Annotated in this window: 15 protein-coding genes; 6 read left to right on the top strand and 9 right to left on the bottom strand. The window is 60.5% G+C overall.

The genetic code is table 11. The features are described 5' to 3' along the window. Positions 1–2: 2 nt before the first annotated feature. The 6 genes from ACZ5KU_RS17975 to ACZ5KU_RS17950 all read right to left on the bottom strand — a co-directional run bounded on the left by ACZ5KU_RS17975 (position 3) and on the right by ACZ5KU_RS17950 (position 5,073). Positions 3–623: a 2OG-Fe(II) oxygenase gene (locus tag ACZ5KU_RS17975; protein ID WP_054059290.1), complete on the bottom strand. Its 621-nt coding sequence runs from the start codon at positions 621–623 to the stop codon at positions 3–5. Between the two features lie 27 nt (positions 624–650). After that, on the bottom strand, positions 651–1,907 hold the full coding sequence (locus ACZ5KU_RS17970) for a hypothetical protein (RefSeq protein WP_192842738.1): 1,257 nt from the start codon (positions 1,905–1,907) through the stop codon (positions 651–653). A 22-nt stretch (positions 1,908–1,929) separates the two neighbouring features. Next, positions 1,930–3,105: a hypothetical protein gene (locus ACZ5KU_RS17965; protein ID WP_054059292.1), complete on the bottom strand. Its 1,176-nt coding sequence runs from the start codon at positions 3,103–3,105 to the stop codon at positions 1,930–1,932. 5 nt (positions 3,106–3,110) lie between these two features. Next, on the bottom strand, positions 3,111–3,887 hold the full coding sequence (locus ACZ5KU_RS17960) for a sterol desaturase family protein (protein ID WP_054059293.1): 777 nt from the start codon (positions 3,885–3,887) through the stop codon (positions 3,111–3,113). A gap of 46 nt (positions 3,888–3,933) precedes the next feature. Next, the gene (locus tag ACZ5KU_RS17955; protein WP_054059294.1) at positions 3,934–4,512 is read right to left on the bottom strand and encodes an acyl-homoserine-lactone synthase; all 579 of its coding nucleotides are present in this window, start codon (positions 4,510–4,512) and stop codon (positions 3,934–3,936) included. A 171-nt stretch (positions 4,513–4,683) separates the two neighbouring features. After that, a complete protein-coding gene (locus tag ACZ5KU_RS17950; protein ID WP_081009934.1) occupies positions 4,684–5,073 on the bottom strand; it encodes a DUF4902 domain-containing protein in 390 nt (129 codons plus the stop codon). A gap of 124 nt (positions 5,074–5,197) precedes the next feature. Between ACZ5KU_RS17950 and ACZ5KU_RS17945 the strand changes: the two genes are divergently transcribed. Continuing rightward, positions 5,198–5,911, top strand: coding sequence for an autoinducer binding domain-containing protein (locus ACZ5KU_RS17945; protein ID WP_054059295.1), 714 nt, complete (start codon positions 5,198–5,200; stop codon positions 5,909–5,911). 86 nt (positions 5,912–5,997) lie between these two features. Here the strand turns inward: ACZ5KU_RS17945 and ACZ5KU_RS17940 are convergent, their stop codons facing one another. After that, a complete protein-coding gene (locus tag ACZ5KU_RS17940) occupies positions 5,998–6,786 on the bottom strand; it encodes a PhzF family phenazine biosynthesis protein (protein ID WP_054059296.1) in 789 nt (262 codons plus the stop codon). A gap of 408 nt (positions 6,787–7,194) precedes the next feature. Here ACZ5KU_RS17940 and ACZ5KU_RS17935 point away from each other — a divergent pair, with 408 nt between their 5' ends. Further along, positions 7,195–7,818, top strand: coding sequence for a glutathione S-transferase family protein (locus ACZ5KU_RS17935; RefSeq protein ID WP_054059297.1), 624 nt, complete (start codon positions 7,195–7,197; stop codon positions 7,816–7,818). Between the two features lie 11 nt (positions 7,819–7,829). On the opposite strand, the gene ACZ5KU_RS17930 is transcribed toward ACZ5KU_RS17935, so the two are convergent. Continuing rightward, a complete protein-coding gene (locus ACZ5KU_RS17930; protein ID WP_054064533.1) occupies positions 7,830–10,001 on the bottom strand; it encodes a TonB-dependent siderophore receptor in 2,172 nt (723 codons plus the stop codon). A 243-nt stretch (positions 10,002–10,244) separates the two neighbouring features. Here ACZ5KU_RS17930 and metE point away from each other — a divergent pair, with 243 nt between their 5' ends. The 3 genes from metE (at position 10,245) to ACZ5KU_RS17915 (ending at position 14,591) form a co-directional block, all read left to right on the top strand. Beyond that, positions 10,245–12,533, top strand: a complete 2,289-nt coding sequence (gene metE / locus ACZ5KU_RS17925) for a 5-methyltetrahydropteroyltriglutamate--homocysteine S-methyltransferase (protein WP_054064532.1) — start codon at positions 10,245–10,247, stop codon at positions 12,531–12,533. 148 nt (positions 12,534–12,681) lie between these two features. Beyond that, positions 12,682–13,749: a DUF2157 domain-containing protein gene (locus ACZ5KU_RS17920; protein WP_054061120.1), complete on the top strand. Its 1,068-nt coding sequence runs from the start codon at positions 12,682–12,684 to the stop codon at positions 13,747–13,749. Beyond that, the gene (locus tag ACZ5KU_RS17915) at positions 13,746–14,591 is read left to right on the top strand and encodes a DUF4824 family protein (protein WP_054061121.1); all 846 of its coding nucleotides are present in this window, start codon (positions 13,746–13,748) and stop codon (positions 14,589–14,591) included. Before ACZ5KU_RS17920 ends, ACZ5KU_RS17915 begins: the two co-directional genes overlap by 4 nt. A 406-nt stretch (positions 14,592–14,997) precedes the next feature. On the opposite strand, the gene ACZ5KU_RS17910 is transcribed toward ACZ5KU_RS17915, so the two are convergent. Beyond that, positions 14,998–16,389, bottom strand: a complete 1,392-nt coding sequence (locus ACZ5KU_RS17910) for an aldehyde dehydrogenase family protein (RefSeq protein ID WP_054061122.1) — start codon at positions 16,387–16,389, stop codon at positions 14,998–15,000. A gap of 101 nt (positions 16,390–16,490) precedes the next feature. On the opposite strand from ACZ5KU_RS17910, the gene ptrR reads away from it, so the two are divergent. Then, on the top strand, positions 16,491–17,375 hold the full coding sequence (ptrR, locus tag ACZ5KU_RS17905; RefSeq protein ID WP_464735932.1) for a putrescine utilization regulator PtrR: 885 nt from the start codon (positions 16,491–16,493) through the stop codon (positions 17,373–17,375). Positions 17,376–17,434 lie beyond the last annotated feature (59 nt).

Raw genomic sequence — 17,434 nt, 5'->3', positions numbered from 1 at the left:
AATCACGCCACCCGACGATTTTTCTCTGCGTACTTGCTCACGAAAAACACCAGCGATACCCGTTCACCCTCGGTGACGGCTTCGACCTGATGGGGGAAGGAACAATCGGTGATCACCAGGGACTGCAACTCGGGGCGGATCAGATTCACCTGTTCGTCCTGTTTGTTGAAAATCAGGAATTCGCCACCGGCGAAGTGCTTGCCCAGTTGCAGGACGATCGAATAGAGGTAGTCGGGGTTGCTATCGATATCCAGGTGTTTGCCGATGAAGGAGCCGTCCTTCATCTTGTTGACCTGCATGCGCCGAATATGGAACTCGTCGCCATCGAGCAGCCGGGAGACGAAACTCAGCAATTTGTCGTTGCACACCAGCGAGATCATGTGATCGGCGAGCGGCTGGTTGACCCGGGTCGGTCGTTCGACATCGGTCATGAAACGGGCGACCGTGAGGTCGTTGAGTTCGTCGGCGTCACCGATATACACCTGCTCCCAGGGCAGCGACGGGTTGGCCAGGATGGCATTGATTTCATCCCAGTCATCCTGGCTGTACAGAAACCCGGTGGCGCTGGAGTAAAAAGAGCCGTTGTTTGCCAATTCTTTTTTTGCGACTTCGACAATGTTCATTTCACGTTCCTTCGTTGAGAGTGGTTATTAAGCTTCGGCTTCTACCGCTGACGCCTTGCGCGCGGTCTGGGTTTCAAGGTGCTGCTTGTTCGCGTCGTACCAGGCGCAGATCCCGAAGGGATCGCTTTCATTCCGGCAAAGATGGTCGCGCAGGATCAGGAAGCTCTCGGTCATGCTCCAGGTTTCGGTCATCGGGCCGAATCGCGATGCCAGCGATTCGTTGGCGGCCCGCTCCGGGGCGATGCTCCAGAAGTTCACCCCCGGGTTGCGATGGTGAAAGTCATGGCTGGGCAGGTCCTGCATGAAGGAAAAGACCCGCAGGGGGATATCGATGAAGACCACGGCCAGCCCCCACGTCACTACCCGCCAGGCGAAGGCCCAGCCGGTGTGGTTCGCGGGGTAGGGGCGTCCGAAGAAGCGACCCCAGCTCAGCGATCCGTAGAAGATGTACTTGGGCAGCCCCCGGGTGTTTTGCGCAAACCACAGGTGTTCGGTGACGTGCTGGATCCAGGACGAGAACTGCGTCACCAGAAAGATCGGCAGCAGATAGAACACGGCAAAGGGCAGCATGTAGCCGGACAGGTAGACGCCGGTCAGCAGCAAGGCCCAATAGATTGCGCGGCTGATCCTTTCATGCCGGTCGGTCTTGATGAAGTTGACTTCGAGCCTGAACTTGATGTGCTCATAGATGCGCATCGGATGAAACGGGGCCAAGACCAGTTTGGTCCAGTATTCGCGCTCGCTCATGCCCTTGTAGAAACCATGGGCAGCCATGAACTGCAGGTCGACATCCTTGTCCGTGCAAAAGGTATTGACGCTGTGGTGTTCACTGACATGAAGTTTCATGTAGTTATTCCACGGGGTATGCACGATGGGCATCGACAGCACCCACTTGCAGACAAACTTGGCCAGTCGCCTGTTGGCGATGCCGGCACCGTGAATGGTGTAGTGGAAGGTATGCAGAAGTCCTCGCTGGCGGTTGACCACCATGCAGATCATGGGAATCGACAGCAGCAGTTTGGTCGCCCAGTGCAGATCCGCCTGCAGCAGTTCGTTGCCGAGCAGGACCGCGGCGATGAACACCGCGTAACCCCAGCTGATCTGCAGAAACAGTTGCCAGGGTTTCAGCAGTGTTTCCTTGGGTCCTTTCGGTGGATTCTGGTTGCCGGACTTGCCCGTCACCCAGGTCCAGAAGGCCTGGAGCGGCAAGTGCGCATAAGTGGCGCGGACATCGATACCGTGTCCGTATTTTGTATAGCGGGTACTAAAAAGTTCCTGTTTCATATTGGCAGTATCCCTACATCGCCTATAGATAATCCGTTTTCACATACAAGACAGCGACCGGGCCGAAGAAGGAGTAGAACGGTTCCATCTTGTAGTGGTCGACAGCCAGGACCACGAAGTCCTGATAGGCCTCCAGGAATATGCCTCCCATCAGGGCATATTCAGCGGCTTGCGAGAGAAAGTTGTTCCAGATGGTTTCGTCACTCTGGCCAACGAACCATTTGGAATACAGTGGACGTCTGGATTCGAAGATCTCTTCCATCTGTCCGTGGTCCAGACCGGTCTGGCCATAGTCCCCCGAGCGCAGCCGCTGCAGAATGGCCTGATGGCGCTCATGCCAACCCTGTTCATCACCACACAGTTCAAAGAACGACCCCGTGACGGCCGGTGCGCTCAGTTGATTGCCGATCGTCAGCAATTGCCGATTGACCTTGTCGAGAAACTCATCGCGGGCGTTGGCCGAATTCGCGTTGCGGTTGAACGAGATGTACTCGAACTCGCCGCCGAACAGCTTGTGTTCCAGGGGAACACCCACCGCGTTCGAGAACTCACTCAGGGCACTGTCCACCTTGAGCAGCTTCTCGCCCGCCAGCCCCGGTTTGGCCCCCACGTGGGTAAAGGTGTAGCGGGGCCTGCCTTCGGCATCCATGACATAGGAGTAGTCCGGGCATATCGCACTGACGATGGTCAGGCGCCGACCCAATGACTGGCTGCGATGGATCTGCGCGACGACGCCTTCCATCGCGGTCTGCGTCGGCGGCATCAAGCCACCTTCGCTCAACAGCTGCGACAGGGCCGAGCCATACCGTTCAATGTGCGCGACATTCGTGTACTTGAGCTCGACGGAGGACTTCGCGGCATGTTCATCGGACAGCAGCAACGATGCGATCGAAGGTATGCGTCCCTTGGTCTTGAACACGTGGATATTGGTCAGTACCCGCGCCTTGGAATTCGTCGGCAGCTCAAAGTCGAACTCTGAATACTTGTCCTTGAGCATCATGTAAAACAGGTAGTTGCTCACGGGCAGCGTCTTGTTGCCGAAAGACCTGCGCAGCTCGGCGTATTGGTGGCGCAGGGCCTCGATTCTTCTGGAGAGGAACTCCGGCTCCTTGGGGACATTCAACGCATCATGCGGAATCCCGCAGTTGATGCACTTCAAGAGGTCGCGACTCAGGCGTGAATCAATATTCAGGAACATATCAATTACCCGCGTTTGACCAGTGACTCTTGATTCACGCTTTCAGGGGCCTTCATGACGGCTGGCGCTTCATGAACATCCTTGAACAGCAGCATGTCGAGGAAACGGTTTTCCTTGTTGTCGGAAAAGCCTTGGGGGGCGAAATTTTCCTTGGGGTTCTCGAAGGTGCCGAACAGCATGTCCCAGATCGGAAAGTCGCTGTAGTTGCACTCGTGGCGATCACGCTGGTGGTGGACCCTGTGCATCTCCGGGCGCTGGAAGAAGTAGCCGAGCCAGTGCGGGGTACGGATGTTGGTGTGATAGAACATCTCGCCCAGTGCCGCGAACATCACATAGAAGGCACCGGCCTCGATACTGATGCCCAGCAACACGTAGGCCACGGCGCTACCGAGCATCGAGTTGAAGACCATTTCCGTGGGGTGTTTGTAGAACGAGGTGAAGACTTCAATCCGTTGCGGGGCATGGTGAATCTGGTGGAACAGGCGCCACAAGGCGTTGTTGGCGTGACGCCAGCGGTGCCACCAGTAGGTCACGAAGGTATTGATGAAGTACGCGACGAAACCTGCCGCGAGCGGGCTGAGACTTTCAGAGATATGGAACAGGCTGTGGCCCTGCATCCATTTGTTCCAGGAGACACCGGCCAGCAGCGCCACCGCGATCTGAATGATGTTGAGGGTCATTGATCTGAAGAACCAGGTACTGACCTTGGGCAACTTCCATCCTGGGATAATATGTTCGAGAGCCAGTACCGCCAGGGCAACGCCTATCAGATAGAGAATCATGGTTAGTCCTTTAGTCCAGGTTTTATATAATCATCCAGCGTCTCGCCTAGTAGGCAGACAAGGCCTTTATCGTTTTCTCGTTAATCTCGATCCAGAATGCAACTACGGGTTTTCCATCGATCAACTGGGCGCTGGACACACGGTGTACATCCGCGCCCATTCTTCTGAGCAGTCGTTCGTTGCCGACAGCAGAAAAGGCGATGAGTCTTTTAACCTCATGGTCTTGCGCGACTCTGACGACCTGCTTCACCAAACGGCATGTATCCAGCCAATGGTCAGTACTCGGGGCATCGCTGTCCGATGAATTGACGGCAAAGCGGGAAAGTTCCCAGATGTCGTTCGACTTGGGCAACGGTATATCGCCCATCAAACCCGGGAAGATCTGTTCGAGAAGATAGTCTCTGCTCGTCGACAACATGCGTGCGCAGCCGCATACATTGCCGTGCCTGTCTCGAGCAATGACATAGTAGGTGTCTTCGTCATCAAATTCGTCGGACTCCAGGCCTTCCTCGCACTGCAGAGGCCAACCCATTTTCTCGACGAAGATTCTGTAGCGAAATAACCCGAGCCCGGCGATGAGCTCAGAAGGGAGTTGTCGCGCTGTACCATTTATTATATTCAGCATTCCGCACCAGCTTCCAATCCAGTTCCGCGAATTAGAAGTCATGGGTCTGCAAAAGCCTAGCTGCCCAAAAGGGCAGCTTCTAAAGTGCCATCTTCACTGCCTCTTTCCGGTGCCGCTATATTCCCTCCAAACCAATACGGTGCATCGCTGGATGTTGCTGCATGACCGCGGTCAACTGTCATGCCCGACTATTAAGCTGCTCGGCAACTGACACTGCAAACCTTGTCTGGATATCCAGACAAAGAGCAGTTGTTGTGTCATATCGCTGCCCAGATCATAACCACGGGGTGAACGTAACATGATGTTGCAACTGATTCCTCCCGGTGCTATAAGGACTTTTCCAGAAAAAGCTTCCTTGAACCAATTCCAACTAATGCTCAGTTTTGGTGCGGAGTCCTGGCACTCCCATTCACTGTATCCAGCATAGGCAACAGGCAGTCCGAATTCTTTTAATTCGGCAGTCAGGCTAGTGTCGATCCAGGCAAGACAAGGCTGGAATGACAAGCCAATCAACTCCGGATAAGACAGGCGTATCAACTGGTCTGGGGCTAGCGATTGCATCTGAATTACTCTGCCTGATTGTTGGTTTTATTTTTCAAATAGATTCCCCGTCCGTCCTGGCATCCAAACTCCAAAACATTGGAGTCGGGACTATCCCTTGCACCCTCACTAAAGGTAATTAGCTATGTCCGATTGGCGTGAACACTATCTTTCGCTATTTGCGCAGGCGAAAACAAAAGAGGAATTTCTGGTATTGCTCGAATCGGTTGTTCGGTCTTTCGAGTTTGATCGGTACTCATTGGGAATTCGTTTTCCATTACCCATTTCCAGTCCGAAATTTCATTTGTCATCCAATTACTCGCCGGCCTGGGAGAGTCGCTACATCGATAACAACTATTTCACTATCGACCCGACGGTGAAACATGGCCTGACCGAGCACCGGCCACTCTGTTGGTCCGCCGATGCATTCACCGAGCATCTTCATTTCTGGGAGGATGCCAAGCATTATCAGCTGGTCCATGGCTGGTGTACGCCCTCTCGGGCAAAGCACGACACCATCGGCATGCTCTCTCTGGTCAGATCGGCCAGCCCGATCACATCATTGGAGTTCAACGAGAAAGAAGCCAGGCTGGTGTGGATCGCCCATCTTGCACATTCCACCATGCTCGACTTCATTGCCCCCAGTTACATCCCTGAAGTGGGCGCATCCCTCACGGCCAGGGAGGTGGAAACCTTGAAGTGGTCGGCAACGGGCAAAACCTATTCCGAAACCGGGCAGATCCTGTCCATCGACGAAAGAACGGTGAAATTCCACCTGGTCAATGCCATGCGCAAGCTGCACTCCAGCAACAAGGTGGAAGCGGCGATGAAGGCCTATGCCCTGGGCATGCTTCATTGACCTGGCGCTGTAACTGAATCACTGGCGGGGAATCCAGATGGGCCGCCGGAGAAATACGCCAGCGTATTTCTCCGGCGCAGCGCACGCTACAGACCCTCAAGGGTGATTTCGCCGACCATGTAGAGCACCGACTCTCCCGTTATCAGCACACGGTCGCCAGCCATTTCGCAGCGCAACTGACCTTTGCGCAGGCCGCCCTGTTGTGCTGTCAATATCTGTTTGTCCAGGACGCCGGCCCAGTAGGGCATCAGCGAGGTGTGCGCCGAGCCTGTCACCGGGTCTTCGTTGACCCCGACATTCGGGCCGAACCAGCGCGAGACGAAATCGAACTCGCGACCTTGGGCCGTCACCACGACACCCCGTAGCGGCAAGCCCTTGAGGCGGGCAAAGTCCGGTTTCAGTTTCTCCACGATCTGCTCGTCAGGCACGACGACGATGAAGTCGTCGGTGGCCAAGACGTCTGCCGACTCCAGGCCCAGTGCGGGCAGCAGATCCGCCGGGGGCGTGCAGGGCTCGGCGATTTTCGCCGGGAAGTCCAGGGTCAGCCCGCTGCCGGAGCGACGGACCCGCAATTCTCCGCTGCGGGTCGAAAACCTCAGGACTGGCGCGTCGACGCCCAGCTTGTTGAGGATGACCCAGGCGGCCGCCAGTGTCGCATGCCCGCATAACTCGACCTCGACCAGCGGGGTGAACCAGCGCAGTTCATAGACATCGCCCTGCTGGACGAAATAGGCGGTTTCGGAAAGATTGTTTTCTGCGGCAATCGCCTGTAGTTGTTCATCGGTCAACCAGTGATCCAGCGGGCAAACAGCCGCCGGGTTGCCGGCAAAGACCCGGGAAGCAAAGGCATCAACTTGAAAGATAGCGACCTGCATTGATCAAACTCCGGTTATGGGCTGTTGCTTATAGGGAAGTAAGTACCGCTGGCGACAAGTTGATTGTATTCACGATTAGTGAGTGCCGGCAGTTACATGTATTGGATTTAAAACCAGGCACATAGCCTTGTACACCTGTCCTTTCGGGCAGGTCTGTCCAGCCGGCCATTGGGGGCGGATATGATCAGGGGGCAGGTTTAAACTTTCTGTGAGTTGATGTTTCGACTTTGGCGGGAGTGACTACGGAAAAATCTTGCGTACAGCCAGCAAAATAGTCTTTTGACGAAATTCAGGCAACACTTTTAAACAAATCTTGAGTTGAATGACCGCTCTCGTTTAATGTCTCGCTCTGCTGGGGACAATGTCGATATATGTGAAACTCGTGTTCCCCGATCATAAGGAGATGAGATGCTGCAAATCCTGGGTAAGGCTTCCTCGATCAATGTGCGCAAGGTGCTCTGGACCTGTGCCGAGTTGCAGATTCCTTTCGAGCGACAGGACTGGGGCGCAGGTTTCAGGGAAACCGACAGCGCCGAATTCATGGCGCTCAACCCCAATGCGATGGTGCCCGTGATCAGGGACGACGGGTTCGTGCTGTGGGAATCCAACACGATCATCCGGTACCTGGCGAACCGTGCCAACGCCTTGCACCTGTATCCGGCAGAGGCCAGGGCCAGGGCTCGGGTGGACCAATGGATGGACTGGCAGGCCACCGACTTCAACAAGTCCTGGGGCTATGCATTCATGGCACTGGTCCGCAAAAGTGCCGCCCATCAGGACCCACAAGCGCTGGCGGAAGGTTGCCGGCAGTGGTCCAGGCACATGGCGATCCTGGACCGGCAACTCGAGGCGACGGGCGCGTATGTCAGCGGCAGCGAGTTTTCCCTGGCGGACATCCCGATCGGGCTGTCGGTGAACCGCTGGTTCGAAACCCCGCTGGAGCACCCGGACTTCCCCGCGGTCAGTGCCTATTACGAACGCCTGGGCCAACGTGCCGGTTTCCGCCTGCATGGTCGCAACGGCACGCCGTGAACCTCACGGCCTCAGAAGTTGACCGAGGCACTCAAGCGCGCAGTGAGCGGCGCGCCCTGGAACAGGTAGTCGTCGCCCATGTACTCGCCGACATCGCGCCAGTAGCGTTTGTCGAACAGGTTGTCCACGGTCAGGCGGAACACCGTGTTGTAGCCGTCGATGCGCGTGCTGTAGCGGCTGCCGACGTTGAAGATCGCGTAGGCGCCGGTCTCGGCTCCGCCTTGATGGCTGGCGGACTTGCGGCCGCTGTACTGCATCCCGCCGAGCAGCGCCAGGCCGTCGAGCCAGGGCAGGGCGTAGTCGCCGGACAGACTGGCGCGTAGCTGCGGCACGTTGATCGCCTGGTGCCCTTCGTAGCTCGGCGTGCCGGTGTCGGTGACGCGTGCCCGGATCGCCGCGACGCTGGCGGCGATCTGCAGGCGCTGGGTCGCCCAGCCGTTGGCCGACAGTTCCAGGCCGGTGTTCTTCTGCTGGCCCTGCTGGACGTAGGTGAAGTTACCGTTGCCGTCAGGCTTGGCGTACTGGTAGCCCTGGCGGATCTGGAACAGCGCGGCGGCGAGGGTCATGCGTCGCCAGTCGTACTTGATCCCGGCCTCGATCTGGCGCGAGACCGTGGGTGCCAAGGTCTCGAACGCGTTGCTGGCAAACCACGGCGCGGTACCGCCCAATGACAGCCCCTTGCTGTAGCGGGTGTACAGCGACAGGTCTTCGATCGGTTTGTAGATCAGCGCCGCCTCGGGCAGGAACACGTATTGCCGGGTATGCCGAGCGGTATCACCGGTCTGGTCGAAGGTGCGTTCGTCCAGACGCACCTCGCGGCCGCCGAGGATGGTTTGCCATTGGTCGTTGAAGCGGATGCGGTCGGTGGCGAAGAGTCCGTATTGGCGGCTGTCCAGGTGGCGATAGGAGGGGCCGATGGCGCCGTCGTAACGCGGGAAGTTCTCCGGGTCGCCGTCGATATTGCCGTTGCCGATCCTTTCATTGATGGGGTTGTGCTGATCGACCACGCGACGGAACGCACTGGTGCCCACGGTCAATTCGTGCCCAAGGCCACCAGCGTCGAAGCTGCCACTGAGGGCGGCCTGGATTTCGTCGTTGCGCCGAGTGTCGTCGGGGCTGCGGAAATCGTAGATGTCGTAGTCGCCTTCGGGAGTGAAAGAGTTGCCGAGTGAGCCCGATGGACAGTTGCTCAGGTAACCGCAACCCCAGGCAAACGAACTGTAGTCATCGATCACCACCCGACTGCGCGAAGCGCTCAGGCTGCCTTTCCAACTGTCGTTGAAGTGGTACTCGAACAAACCATTGATGTTCAGCGCATCGTTGCCGACCTGCGGCGAACCGCTCTGGTGACCCAGCAGCTTGCGCGGCGAGGCACCGTGGGGTAGCTCGGTGCCACCGAGCAACTGGTAGCCGGGCGCCGAACGCTGCTGCTTGTTCTGGTACTCGACATCCAGTTGCAGCAGGGCGTCGGGGCTGATGTTCCAGTCGAAGGCCAGCGAGGCGAAATCGCGCTTGCCGTTGGTGTGCTCGACATAGGACCGTATGTCCTCGTGGGCCACGTTGGCCCGCAGGCCGAACTGCCGCTCGGGGCCGAACCAGCCGCCGACATCGGTGGCCAGGTAGCCGCTGCCGCGGTCGTCGGTGGACACGGTGACCGAGCGCACGTCGGCCGGGCGCTTGGTCACGTAGTTGATCACGCCGCCGGGTTCGCTGACCCCGCTTGCCAGGCCGGACAGGCCCTTGAGCACTTCGACCTGCTGCTTGTTCTCCAGGCCCACGTTCTGCTCGCCGGTGATGCTGCGGCCATTGATCCGGTAGCTGTTGGCGGCGTTGAGGGTAAAGCCGCGCACGTTGAAGTTCTCGTAGTAGCCCACCGGCGCATAGCTCTGGCCCACCGCCGCGTCGTTGCGCAGCACCTCGCTGAGCAGGCGCGCCTGCTGGTCCTTGAGCAACGAATCGGTGATCACCGAGACCGACGCCGGGGTATCGCGCAGCGGCGCACTGTCGAAACCGGCGACCGAGGCGTTGTCGGCACGGTAGCCGCTGGTGTCCTCGCCGACCACATTGACCGCCGGCAGCTCGGTTTCGGCAGCCTGTACGGCGGGCAGGCCGGTGGCGATCAGCAGCCCGAGAGTGATACGCGGGGCGGCGCGTTGGCCGGACCTGCGGTAAGCCTTGTACATCAACGATTCCTCGACATCCGGGCGACAAAAGCGCGCCATCATACAGAACGATGGAAACCGAGGCGTCTTTATGGCGATGGGCTCTGGGCAAACTGTCGGTGTTATCCAGGATGGGCTGTACGGTTTTCGTGAGGTCCAGGTGGAACATGAATTAAACTGGTGATCATCAAGATTAAAATGAGTTTGTCTCAATAGTGGTCGGATAACGACAATGGCTCCCATCAACACACAGGAGTTTTTGTCATGGCTTTGGCCCATTCCCTTGGATTTCCGCGCATTGGCCGCGACCGCGAACTGAAGAAGGCACAGGAAGCCTTCTGGAAGGGTGAACTGAACGAGGCCGGCCTGCGCGCCGTCGGTGCCGAACTGCGCAAGGCCCATTGGGACCTGCAGAAGAACGCCGGTATCGAACTGCTGCCGGTGGGCGACTTCGCCTGGTACGACCAGGTGCTGACCCACTCGCTGATGTTCAGCGTGATCCCCGAACGTTTCCGCCCGCACGACGGCAAGGCTACCCTGCAGACCCTGTTCGGCATGGCCCGTGGCGTCAGCGACCGTTGCTGCGGCGGTGCCCACGCCCAGGAAATGACCAAGTGGTTCGACACCAACTACCACTACCTGGTCCCGGAGTTCAGCGCCGACCAGTCGTTCCAGCTGGGTTGGGAGCAACTGTTCGAGGAAGTCGCCGAAGCCCGTGCATTGGGCTACCCGGTCAAGCCGGTGGTGATCGGTCCGCTGACCTACCTGTGGCTGGGCAAGGCCAAGGGCGGCGACTTCGACAAGCTCGACCTGCTGGAGCGCCTGCTGCCGCTGTACGGCCAGATCTTCCAGCGCCTGGCCGAACAGGGCGTGGAATGGGTACAGATCGATGAGCCGATCCTGGCCCTCGACCTGCCACAGGCGTGGAAGAACGCCTTCGAGCGGGCCTACAACCTGATTCAGCGCGACCCGTTGAAGAAGCTGGTCGCCACCTACTTCGGCGGCCTGGAAGAGAACCTCGGCCTGGCCGCCAACCTGCCGGTCGATGGCCTGCATATCGACCTGGTCCGTGCGCCCGACCAGTACCCGACCATTCTCGACCGCCTGCCGGCCTACAAGATCCTCTCCCTGGGCGTGGTCAACGGCCGTAACGTCTGGCGCTGCGATCTGGAAAAGGTCCTGGCGGTGGTGCAGCACGCCCATGAGCGGGTGGGCGATCGCCTGTGGGTGGCGCCGTCCTGCTCGCTGCTGCACAGCCCGGTCGACCTGGCACGTGAAGACCAGCTCGATGCCGAGCTGAAAAGCTGGCTGGCCTTTGCCGTGCAGAAGTGTGAAGAGGTGGCGCTGCTGGCGCGGGCCGTGAGCGAACCGCACGCGGCAGAGGTGCAGAAGGCCCTGGCCGACAGCCGTGTCGTCCAGGCCAGCCGCGCCGCGTCGCCACGCATCCACAAGCCGGCCGTGCAGGCCCGTGTGGCAGCCATCACGGCCCGGGACAGCCAGCGCCAGTCGCCGTTCACCACACGGATCGGGAAGCAGCGCGCGGGTCTGAACCTGCCGCTGTTGCCGACCACCACCATCGGTTCGTTCCCGCAGACCGCCGCGATCCGCCTGGCCCGCCAGTCGTTCAGGCAGGGCAAGTTGACCGAGTCCGACTACATCGAGGCGATGCACAGCGAGATCCGTCATGCCGTGCAGATCCAGGAGCACCTGGGGCTGGATGTGCTGGTGCACGGTGAGGCCGAGCGCAATGACATGGTCGAGTACTTCGCCGAGCAACTGGACGGCTATGTATTCACCCGTTTCGGCTGGGTGCAGAGCTACGGTTCGCGCTGCGTGAAACCGGCGGTGATCTTCGGTGACCTGAGCCGTCCGCAAGCCATGACCGTGGAGTGGATCCGGTACGCCCAGGGCCTCACCGACAAGGTGATGAAGGGCATGCTCACCGGTCCCGTGACCATGCTGATGTGGTCGTTCCCACGGGAGGACGTGACCCGTGAAGTGCAGGCCCGGCAACTGGCACTGGCGATCCGCGATGAGGTCGTCGACCTGGAAGCGGCCGGCATCCGCATCGTGCAGATCGACGAAGCCGCCTTCCGCGAAGGCCTGCCGCTGCGCCAGGCCCAGTGGCAGCACTACCTGGACTGGGCCACCGAATCCTTCCGCCTGTGCGCCTCGGGTGTACGTGATGAAACCCAGATCCATACCCACATGTGCTACAGCGAGTTCAACGATGTGATCGAGTCCATCGCCGCGATGGATGCGGATGTGATCACCATCGAAACCTCGCGCTCGGACATGGAGTTGCTGGAGGCCTTCGAAGCGTTCGCCTACCCGAATGAAATCGGCCCGGGTGTCTACGATATCCACTCGCCACGGGTACCCGAGGTGGCCGAGATGGCCAACCTGCTGCGCAAGGCGGCCCGGCGGATTCCGGCCGAGCGCCTGTGGGTCAACCCGGATTGCGGGCTGAAGACCCGTGGCTGGCCGGAGACCGAGGCGGCACTGGTGAACATGGTGAGCGCAGCCCGCCAACTGCGTGCCGAGCTGGCCTGAGGACCGGATAGCCGTAGCCGATTGGTGGAGGCTCCCGGGTTTTCGGGCCCCCGCACAAACGGGTCGCACGGAAGAGGGGATTGGGCATAGCATTCGCACTCGGGGTGGCGAGCGCTATCGGACTCGCCCCCGGTCAATGGATTGCCCGATGAGTCTACTCACCCAGACAGAAGCCCAGCAGCGCGCCGACGATATACGAGTGTTCCAGCTGGAGCTGGACCGGCTCGAACGCGAAGGCGCGCTGCAACTCTCTGCCGAGCAGCAGCTCGGCCTGACCCGCCATCACCAGGCGCTGCTCGCCCACTACCGCGATGCCTTCGATATCGACCTGACCACCAGTTCCCGGCAGTTGTCGACGGGCATGCGCATTGCCTCGTTTCTCGGTGCACTGGCGCTGGCGGCCAGCGTGTTCTTTCTCTTCTACCGCTTCTGGGGCACGTTCTCGACCGTCGCCCAGGTCTCGACGCTGCTGTTGGCGCCACTGCTGACCTTCATCGCCACGATTTGGCTGCAGGGGCGCGACAGCACCGGCTATTTCACCAAGCTGGCAGCCCTGGTGGCGTTTGCCTGCTTCGTCCTCGATATCAGCATGCTGGGGCAGATCTTCAATATCGCCCCGTCCGACAAGGCCTTCGTCGTCTGGGGGCTCTTCGCCCTGTTGCTGGCCTACAGCTGCAACCTGCGCCTGCTGCTGTTGGCGGCGATCATCTGCCTGGCCGGCTTCGTCGCCGCGCGGGTGGGTAGCTGGGCCGGGGTATACTGGCTGGACCTGGGAGATATTCCGGAGAACTTCTTCCCGGCAGCCGTGTTGCTCGCTCTGGCTGCGCGGTTCATGCCGCACAAGCGCTTCCCCGGCTTCGCCATGACCTACCGGGTGTCCGCGCTCCTGGCCCTGCTGGTGCCGGTGCTGGTCCTGGCCCATTGGGGGGAGGGCAGTTACCTGGCGTTCGATCCGAAGCGGGTTGAACAGGGCTATCAGGTGGCGGGTTTCCTGCTCAGTGCCGCAGCGATCTGGCTCGGCGTACGTTGGCATTGGCCGGATGTGGTCAACACCGGTGTGACCTTCTTCGTGATCTTTCTGTTCACCAAGTTCTATGACTGGTGGTGGGAGACTCTGCCCAAGTACCTGTTCTTCTTCGTGGTTGGCCTGGCTGCGGTGCTGGTGCTGGTGGTGCTCAAAAAACTGAGGGCACCGCAGGCCGGGGGTGTCCAATGAACAACTGGACCCGCCGTTACACCCTGATTGCCGGTGTGACGCTGATGCTTGTCACCCAGGCGGTGGTTCTGCTCGGGGTGGCCCATAACCGCAGCGGAACGCCGCAAGCGGTACTGAACCTGTCCCAGCGTGAGCTGCAGTTGCCGTATGGCAATGATGCCGACAACAGCGGCCTGTCGCTGCACCTGCGTCTGCGGGGGCTGCATCCGTACGAGAACGCCTTTTCCGACCCGGGCGACATCACCGTCTGGCTGGACAAGGACAAGCTGGCGAGCCTGGGCTTCGATGTCTCCAAACCCTACGACACACAGTACAGGGGCAGCCGCTACGCCAGGCGGTTTTCCCGGCCCGTGTTCCTGGCCTTCGAGTTCAATGGTCCGGCCTATCGGCGGGCCGTCGAAAAGGCTCGGGCATACGAGGCGCGGGTCACGGAGAAAAATGCCCGGGAAGCGGCCAGCCGATCGCTGGCCTTCGAGCTGAAGGGCAACAGCCGGCTGTTCCTGATCGATGCCGGCCTGGATGCCCAGGCGCTGCGCGCGCAGTACCCGGATACCCGTCGATACCTGATCCTGCCCGGCAGGATCGAGCCCCTGGTGCTCGACAGCGGTGAAGACCGGCCGCGGCTGCTGACGGGGCGTGTCAGTGAGGTCGCGGCGGACAATATCAACGTGCCCGCCGCCTTCAGCCGCCTGCTTGAGCCGATACGGCAGCAGATCAGTGGGCAGCGCTACGAGGATCGCGAGAGTGACGCCTTCGGCTTCAGCGCGACGGTGGCCTTCGGGCAGCGGTTCGAGCCGTGGATCGTCGACCTGGCACCCACGCAGACGCCCCCTCGTCCGTAGTGAAGGGAAGGATCGGGAGCGCTGCTCAGGATTGACCTGCGGCGCTCCTCAGGGTTGTGGCCGGCATGGGCCTGGGAGAAATCATCATCCGCCGTTCAGGTCGGAGAAATGGTGCCCAGCAGGCCGATCGCTATGGTCAGTAGCAGGAAACCGCCGAGGAAAATTGCCATCTTGCCCATGATTTCAGGCCTCCTGAGCCAAGGAATTGCGGTGCAGCGAAAATCGAGTCATATCGAACTCTCCCCTCAAACACGACCCGGGACGCCGGGCGGTGACTTATTGTCGGGGGAAATCTGATCCCGATACAGATTCAGGTAACGAAGAAAAATACGGATCAGATGACTTTGGAGCTGGGCAGGTCATGGAGCAATGGCTCGCCACTGTTGCAGTGGCGAGCCAGGGGCTGTCAGTGGCGGTCCAGCCAGACGGTCTGGGCGTTGCAGAACTCACGCACGCCGAAGTGCGACAGTTCCCGGCCGAAACCGCTCTTCTTCACGCCGCCGAAAGCCACGCGGGGGTCGGAGGCGCTGTAGCCGTTGATGAACACGCCACCGGTTTCCAGCTCATCGGCCATCTGCCGTGCCAGCTCGACGTTGGCGGTGTAGACGGTCGAGGTCAGGCCGAACTCGCTGTCGTTGGCCAACGCCACGGCATGGCGGGCGTCACGGGCGGTGATGATCGACGCCACCGGGCCAAACAGTTCCTGCTTGAACGAGGTCATCCGGTCGGTGACACCGCCCAGCACGGTTGGCTCGTAGAAGTTGCCGTTGCCTTCGACCTTTCTGCCGCCCAGCAGCAGGGTCGCGCCTTCGGCCAGGGTCGCCTGGACCTGCTGGTCCAGCTCGTCGCGCAGGTCGAAACGGGCCATCGGGCCGATGTAGGTCTCGGCCGACAACGGGTCGCCCACCACCAGTTTGCGGGTGGCTTCGACGAACTTGCGGGTGAATGCCTCGACCACGCCCTGCTCGACGATCAGGCGCTTGGCGGCCGCGCAAACCTGGCCGGTGTTCTGGTAGCGGCCGATCACCGCCGCCTGCACCGCCGCGTCGAGGTCGGCATCATCGAGCACGATGAACGGGTCGGAGCCGCCCAGTTCCAGCACGCATTTCTTTAGCGCCGCCCCGGCTTGAGAGCCGATGGCGGTGCCGGCGCGCACGCTGCCGGTCAGGGTCACGGCGGCAATGCGCGGGTCGGCGATGGCTTTGGAGACACCGTCCGGTGTGACGTTGATCACTTCGAAAACGCCCTCTGGGAAACCGGCATGCCTGAACGCATCGAGCAGCAGGTAGGCACTGCCCATCACGTTCGGTGCGTGCTTGAGCACGTAGGTGTTGCCGGCCAGCAGGGTCGGCACCGTGCCACGCAGCACTTGCCAGATCGGGAAGTTCCACGGCATCACCGCCAGGATCGGGCCCAGTGGGCGGTACTCGATACGGGCGCTGCCGTTGTTCACCAGCGTCGGTTCGGGCGCCAGCATGGCCGGGCCGTGCTCGGCGTACCACTCGCAGAGTTGCGCGCATTTCTCGATTTCGCCACGGGCCTGGGCGATCGGCTTGCCCATTTCCAGGGTGATCATCTCGGCCATCCGGCTGGCGTTGGCGCGCAGGGCTACGGCCAGGGCGACCATCCGTTGCGCACGCTGGGCGATGCTGGTCCGGCGCCAGCTGGCGTAGCCTTTGGCGGCGCGCGCCAGCGCTGCGTCGAGCTGCTCGGCGGACTCATAGGCATAGTGGCCGATCTGCTGGCCATTGAAGGGGTTGATCGAAATCGCGTGGGTCTGGTTCGACACAGTCATCATGGCACCGTCCTGTCGGGTGGGTTATGGGGCCAGATTACGGGGCTGTTGTTTTTCTGGAAACTGAATAATACTGAGCAAAACATTCACAATTGGAGAATGGTGTGGATCTGGTCCAGCTGGAAATCTTCAAGGCTGTTGCCGAGCAGGGCAGCATCAGTGCCGCCGCACAACTCATTCACCGGGTGCCATCGAACCTGACCACTCGCATCAAGCAGTTGGAGCAGGACCTCGGGGTGGAACTGTTCATCCGCGAGAAGAGCCGCCTGCGCCTGTCGCCGGCGGGGTGGAGCTTCCTCGACTATGCCCGGCGCATTCTCGACCTGGTCGCCGAGGCGCGGTTGACAGTGTCCGGGGAAGAGCCCCAGGGGCCGTTCGCCCTCGGCTCGCTGGAGAGCACGGCGGCGGTGCGCATCCCGGCGCTGCTGGCGGCCTACAACCAGCAATACGCCAAGGTCGAGCTGGACCTGTCCACCGGCCCCTCCGGTACCATGATCGAAGGCGTGCTGTCCGGGCGCCTGGTGGCGGCCTTCGTCGACGGGCCGATTCTGCACCCGAGCCTGGAAGGCGTGCCGGTGTTGGACGAGGAGATGGTGATCATCGCGCCCCTGCAGCATGCGCCGATCACCCGCGGCGCCGATGTGAATGGCGAGAGCATCTACGCCTTTCGAGCCAACTGCTCGTACCGTCACCACTTCGAGAGCTGGTTCAGCCACGACGCGGCGGTGCCCGGCAAGATCTTCGAGATGGAGTCGTACCACGGCATGCTGGCCTGCGTCAGCGCCGGTGCCGGCCTGGCGATGATGCCGCGCAGCATGCTCGAAAGCATGCCGGGTTGCAGCACTGTCAGTGTCTGGCCGATGTCGCCGGATTTTCGTTACCTGCAGACCTGGCTGATCTGGCGCCGCGGTACCGTGTCGCAGAACCTGTCGGTGTTCGTGCAATTGCTGGAAGAGCAGGGCCGGGCAAACCGCAGCCCGGCCGCGTGACGGACCGTCCGCCATCCCCGTATGCTTGGCGTTCGCCGAATGCCCCCACCCAGACAGGA

This window comes from Pseudomonas sp. Tof1, assembly GCF_055390395.1.
This window is presented reverse-complemented; position numbering and strand designations above follow the sequence as displayed.

Excerpts from the sequence above, each read along its gene's own strand:
- ACZ5KU_RS17975 (WP_054059290.1), bottom strand. The coding sequence starts at position 623 with ATGAACATTGTCGAAGTCGCAAAAAAAGAATTGGCAAACAACGGCTCT.
- ACZ5KU_RS17970 (WP_192842738.1), bottom strand. The coding sequence starts at position 1,907 with ATGAAACAGGAACTTTTTAGTACCCGCTATACAAAATACGGACACGGT.
- ACZ5KU_RS17965 (WP_054059292.1), bottom strand. The coding sequence starts at position 3,105 with ATGTTCCTGAATATTGATTCACGCCTGAGTCGCGACCTCTTGAAGTGC.
- ACZ5KU_RS17960 (WP_054059293.1), bottom strand. The coding sequence starts at position 3,887 with ATGATTCTCTATCTGATAGGCGTTGCCCTGGCGGTACTGGCTCTCGAA.
- ACZ5KU_RS17955 (WP_054059294.1), bottom strand. The coding sequence starts at position 4,512 with ATGCTGAATATAATAAATGGTACAGCGCGACAACTCCCTTCTGAGCTC.
- ACZ5KU_RS17950 (WP_081009934.1), bottom strand. The coding sequence starts at position 5,073 with ATGCAATCGCTAGCCCCAGACCAGTTGATACGCCTGTCTTATCCGGAG.
- ACZ5KU_RS17945 (WP_054059295.1), top strand. The coding sequence starts at position 5,198 with ATGTCCGATTGGCGTGAACACTATCTTTCGCTATTTGCGCAGGCGAAA.
- ACZ5KU_RS17940 (WP_054059296.1), bottom strand. The coding sequence starts at position 6,786 with ATGCAGGTCGCTATCTTTCAAGTTGATGCCTTTGCTTCCCGGGTCTTT.
- ACZ5KU_RS17935 (WP_054059297.1), top strand. The coding sequence starts at position 7,195 with ATGCTGCAAATCCTGGGTAAGGCTTCCTCGATCAATGTGCGCAAGGTG.
- ACZ5KU_RS17930 (WP_054064533.1), bottom strand. The coding sequence starts at position 10,001 with ATGTACAAGGCTTACCGCAGGTCCGGCCAACGCGCCGCCCCGCGTATC.
- metE (WP_054064532.1), top strand. The coding sequence starts at position 10,245 with ATGGCTTTGGCCCATTCCCTTGGATTTCCGCGCATTGGCCGCGACCGC.
- ACZ5KU_RS17920 (WP_054061120.1), top strand. The coding sequence starts at position 12,682 with ATGAGTCTACTCACCCAGACAGAAGCCCAGCAGCGCGCCGACGATATA.
- ACZ5KU_RS17915 (WP_054061121.1), top strand. The coding sequence starts at position 13,746 with ATGAACAACTGGACCCGCCGTTACACCCTGATTGCCGGTGTGACGCTG.
- ACZ5KU_RS17910 (WP_054061122.1), bottom strand. The coding sequence starts at position 16,389 with ATGATGACTGTGTCGAACCAGACCCACGCGATTTCGATCAACCCCTTC.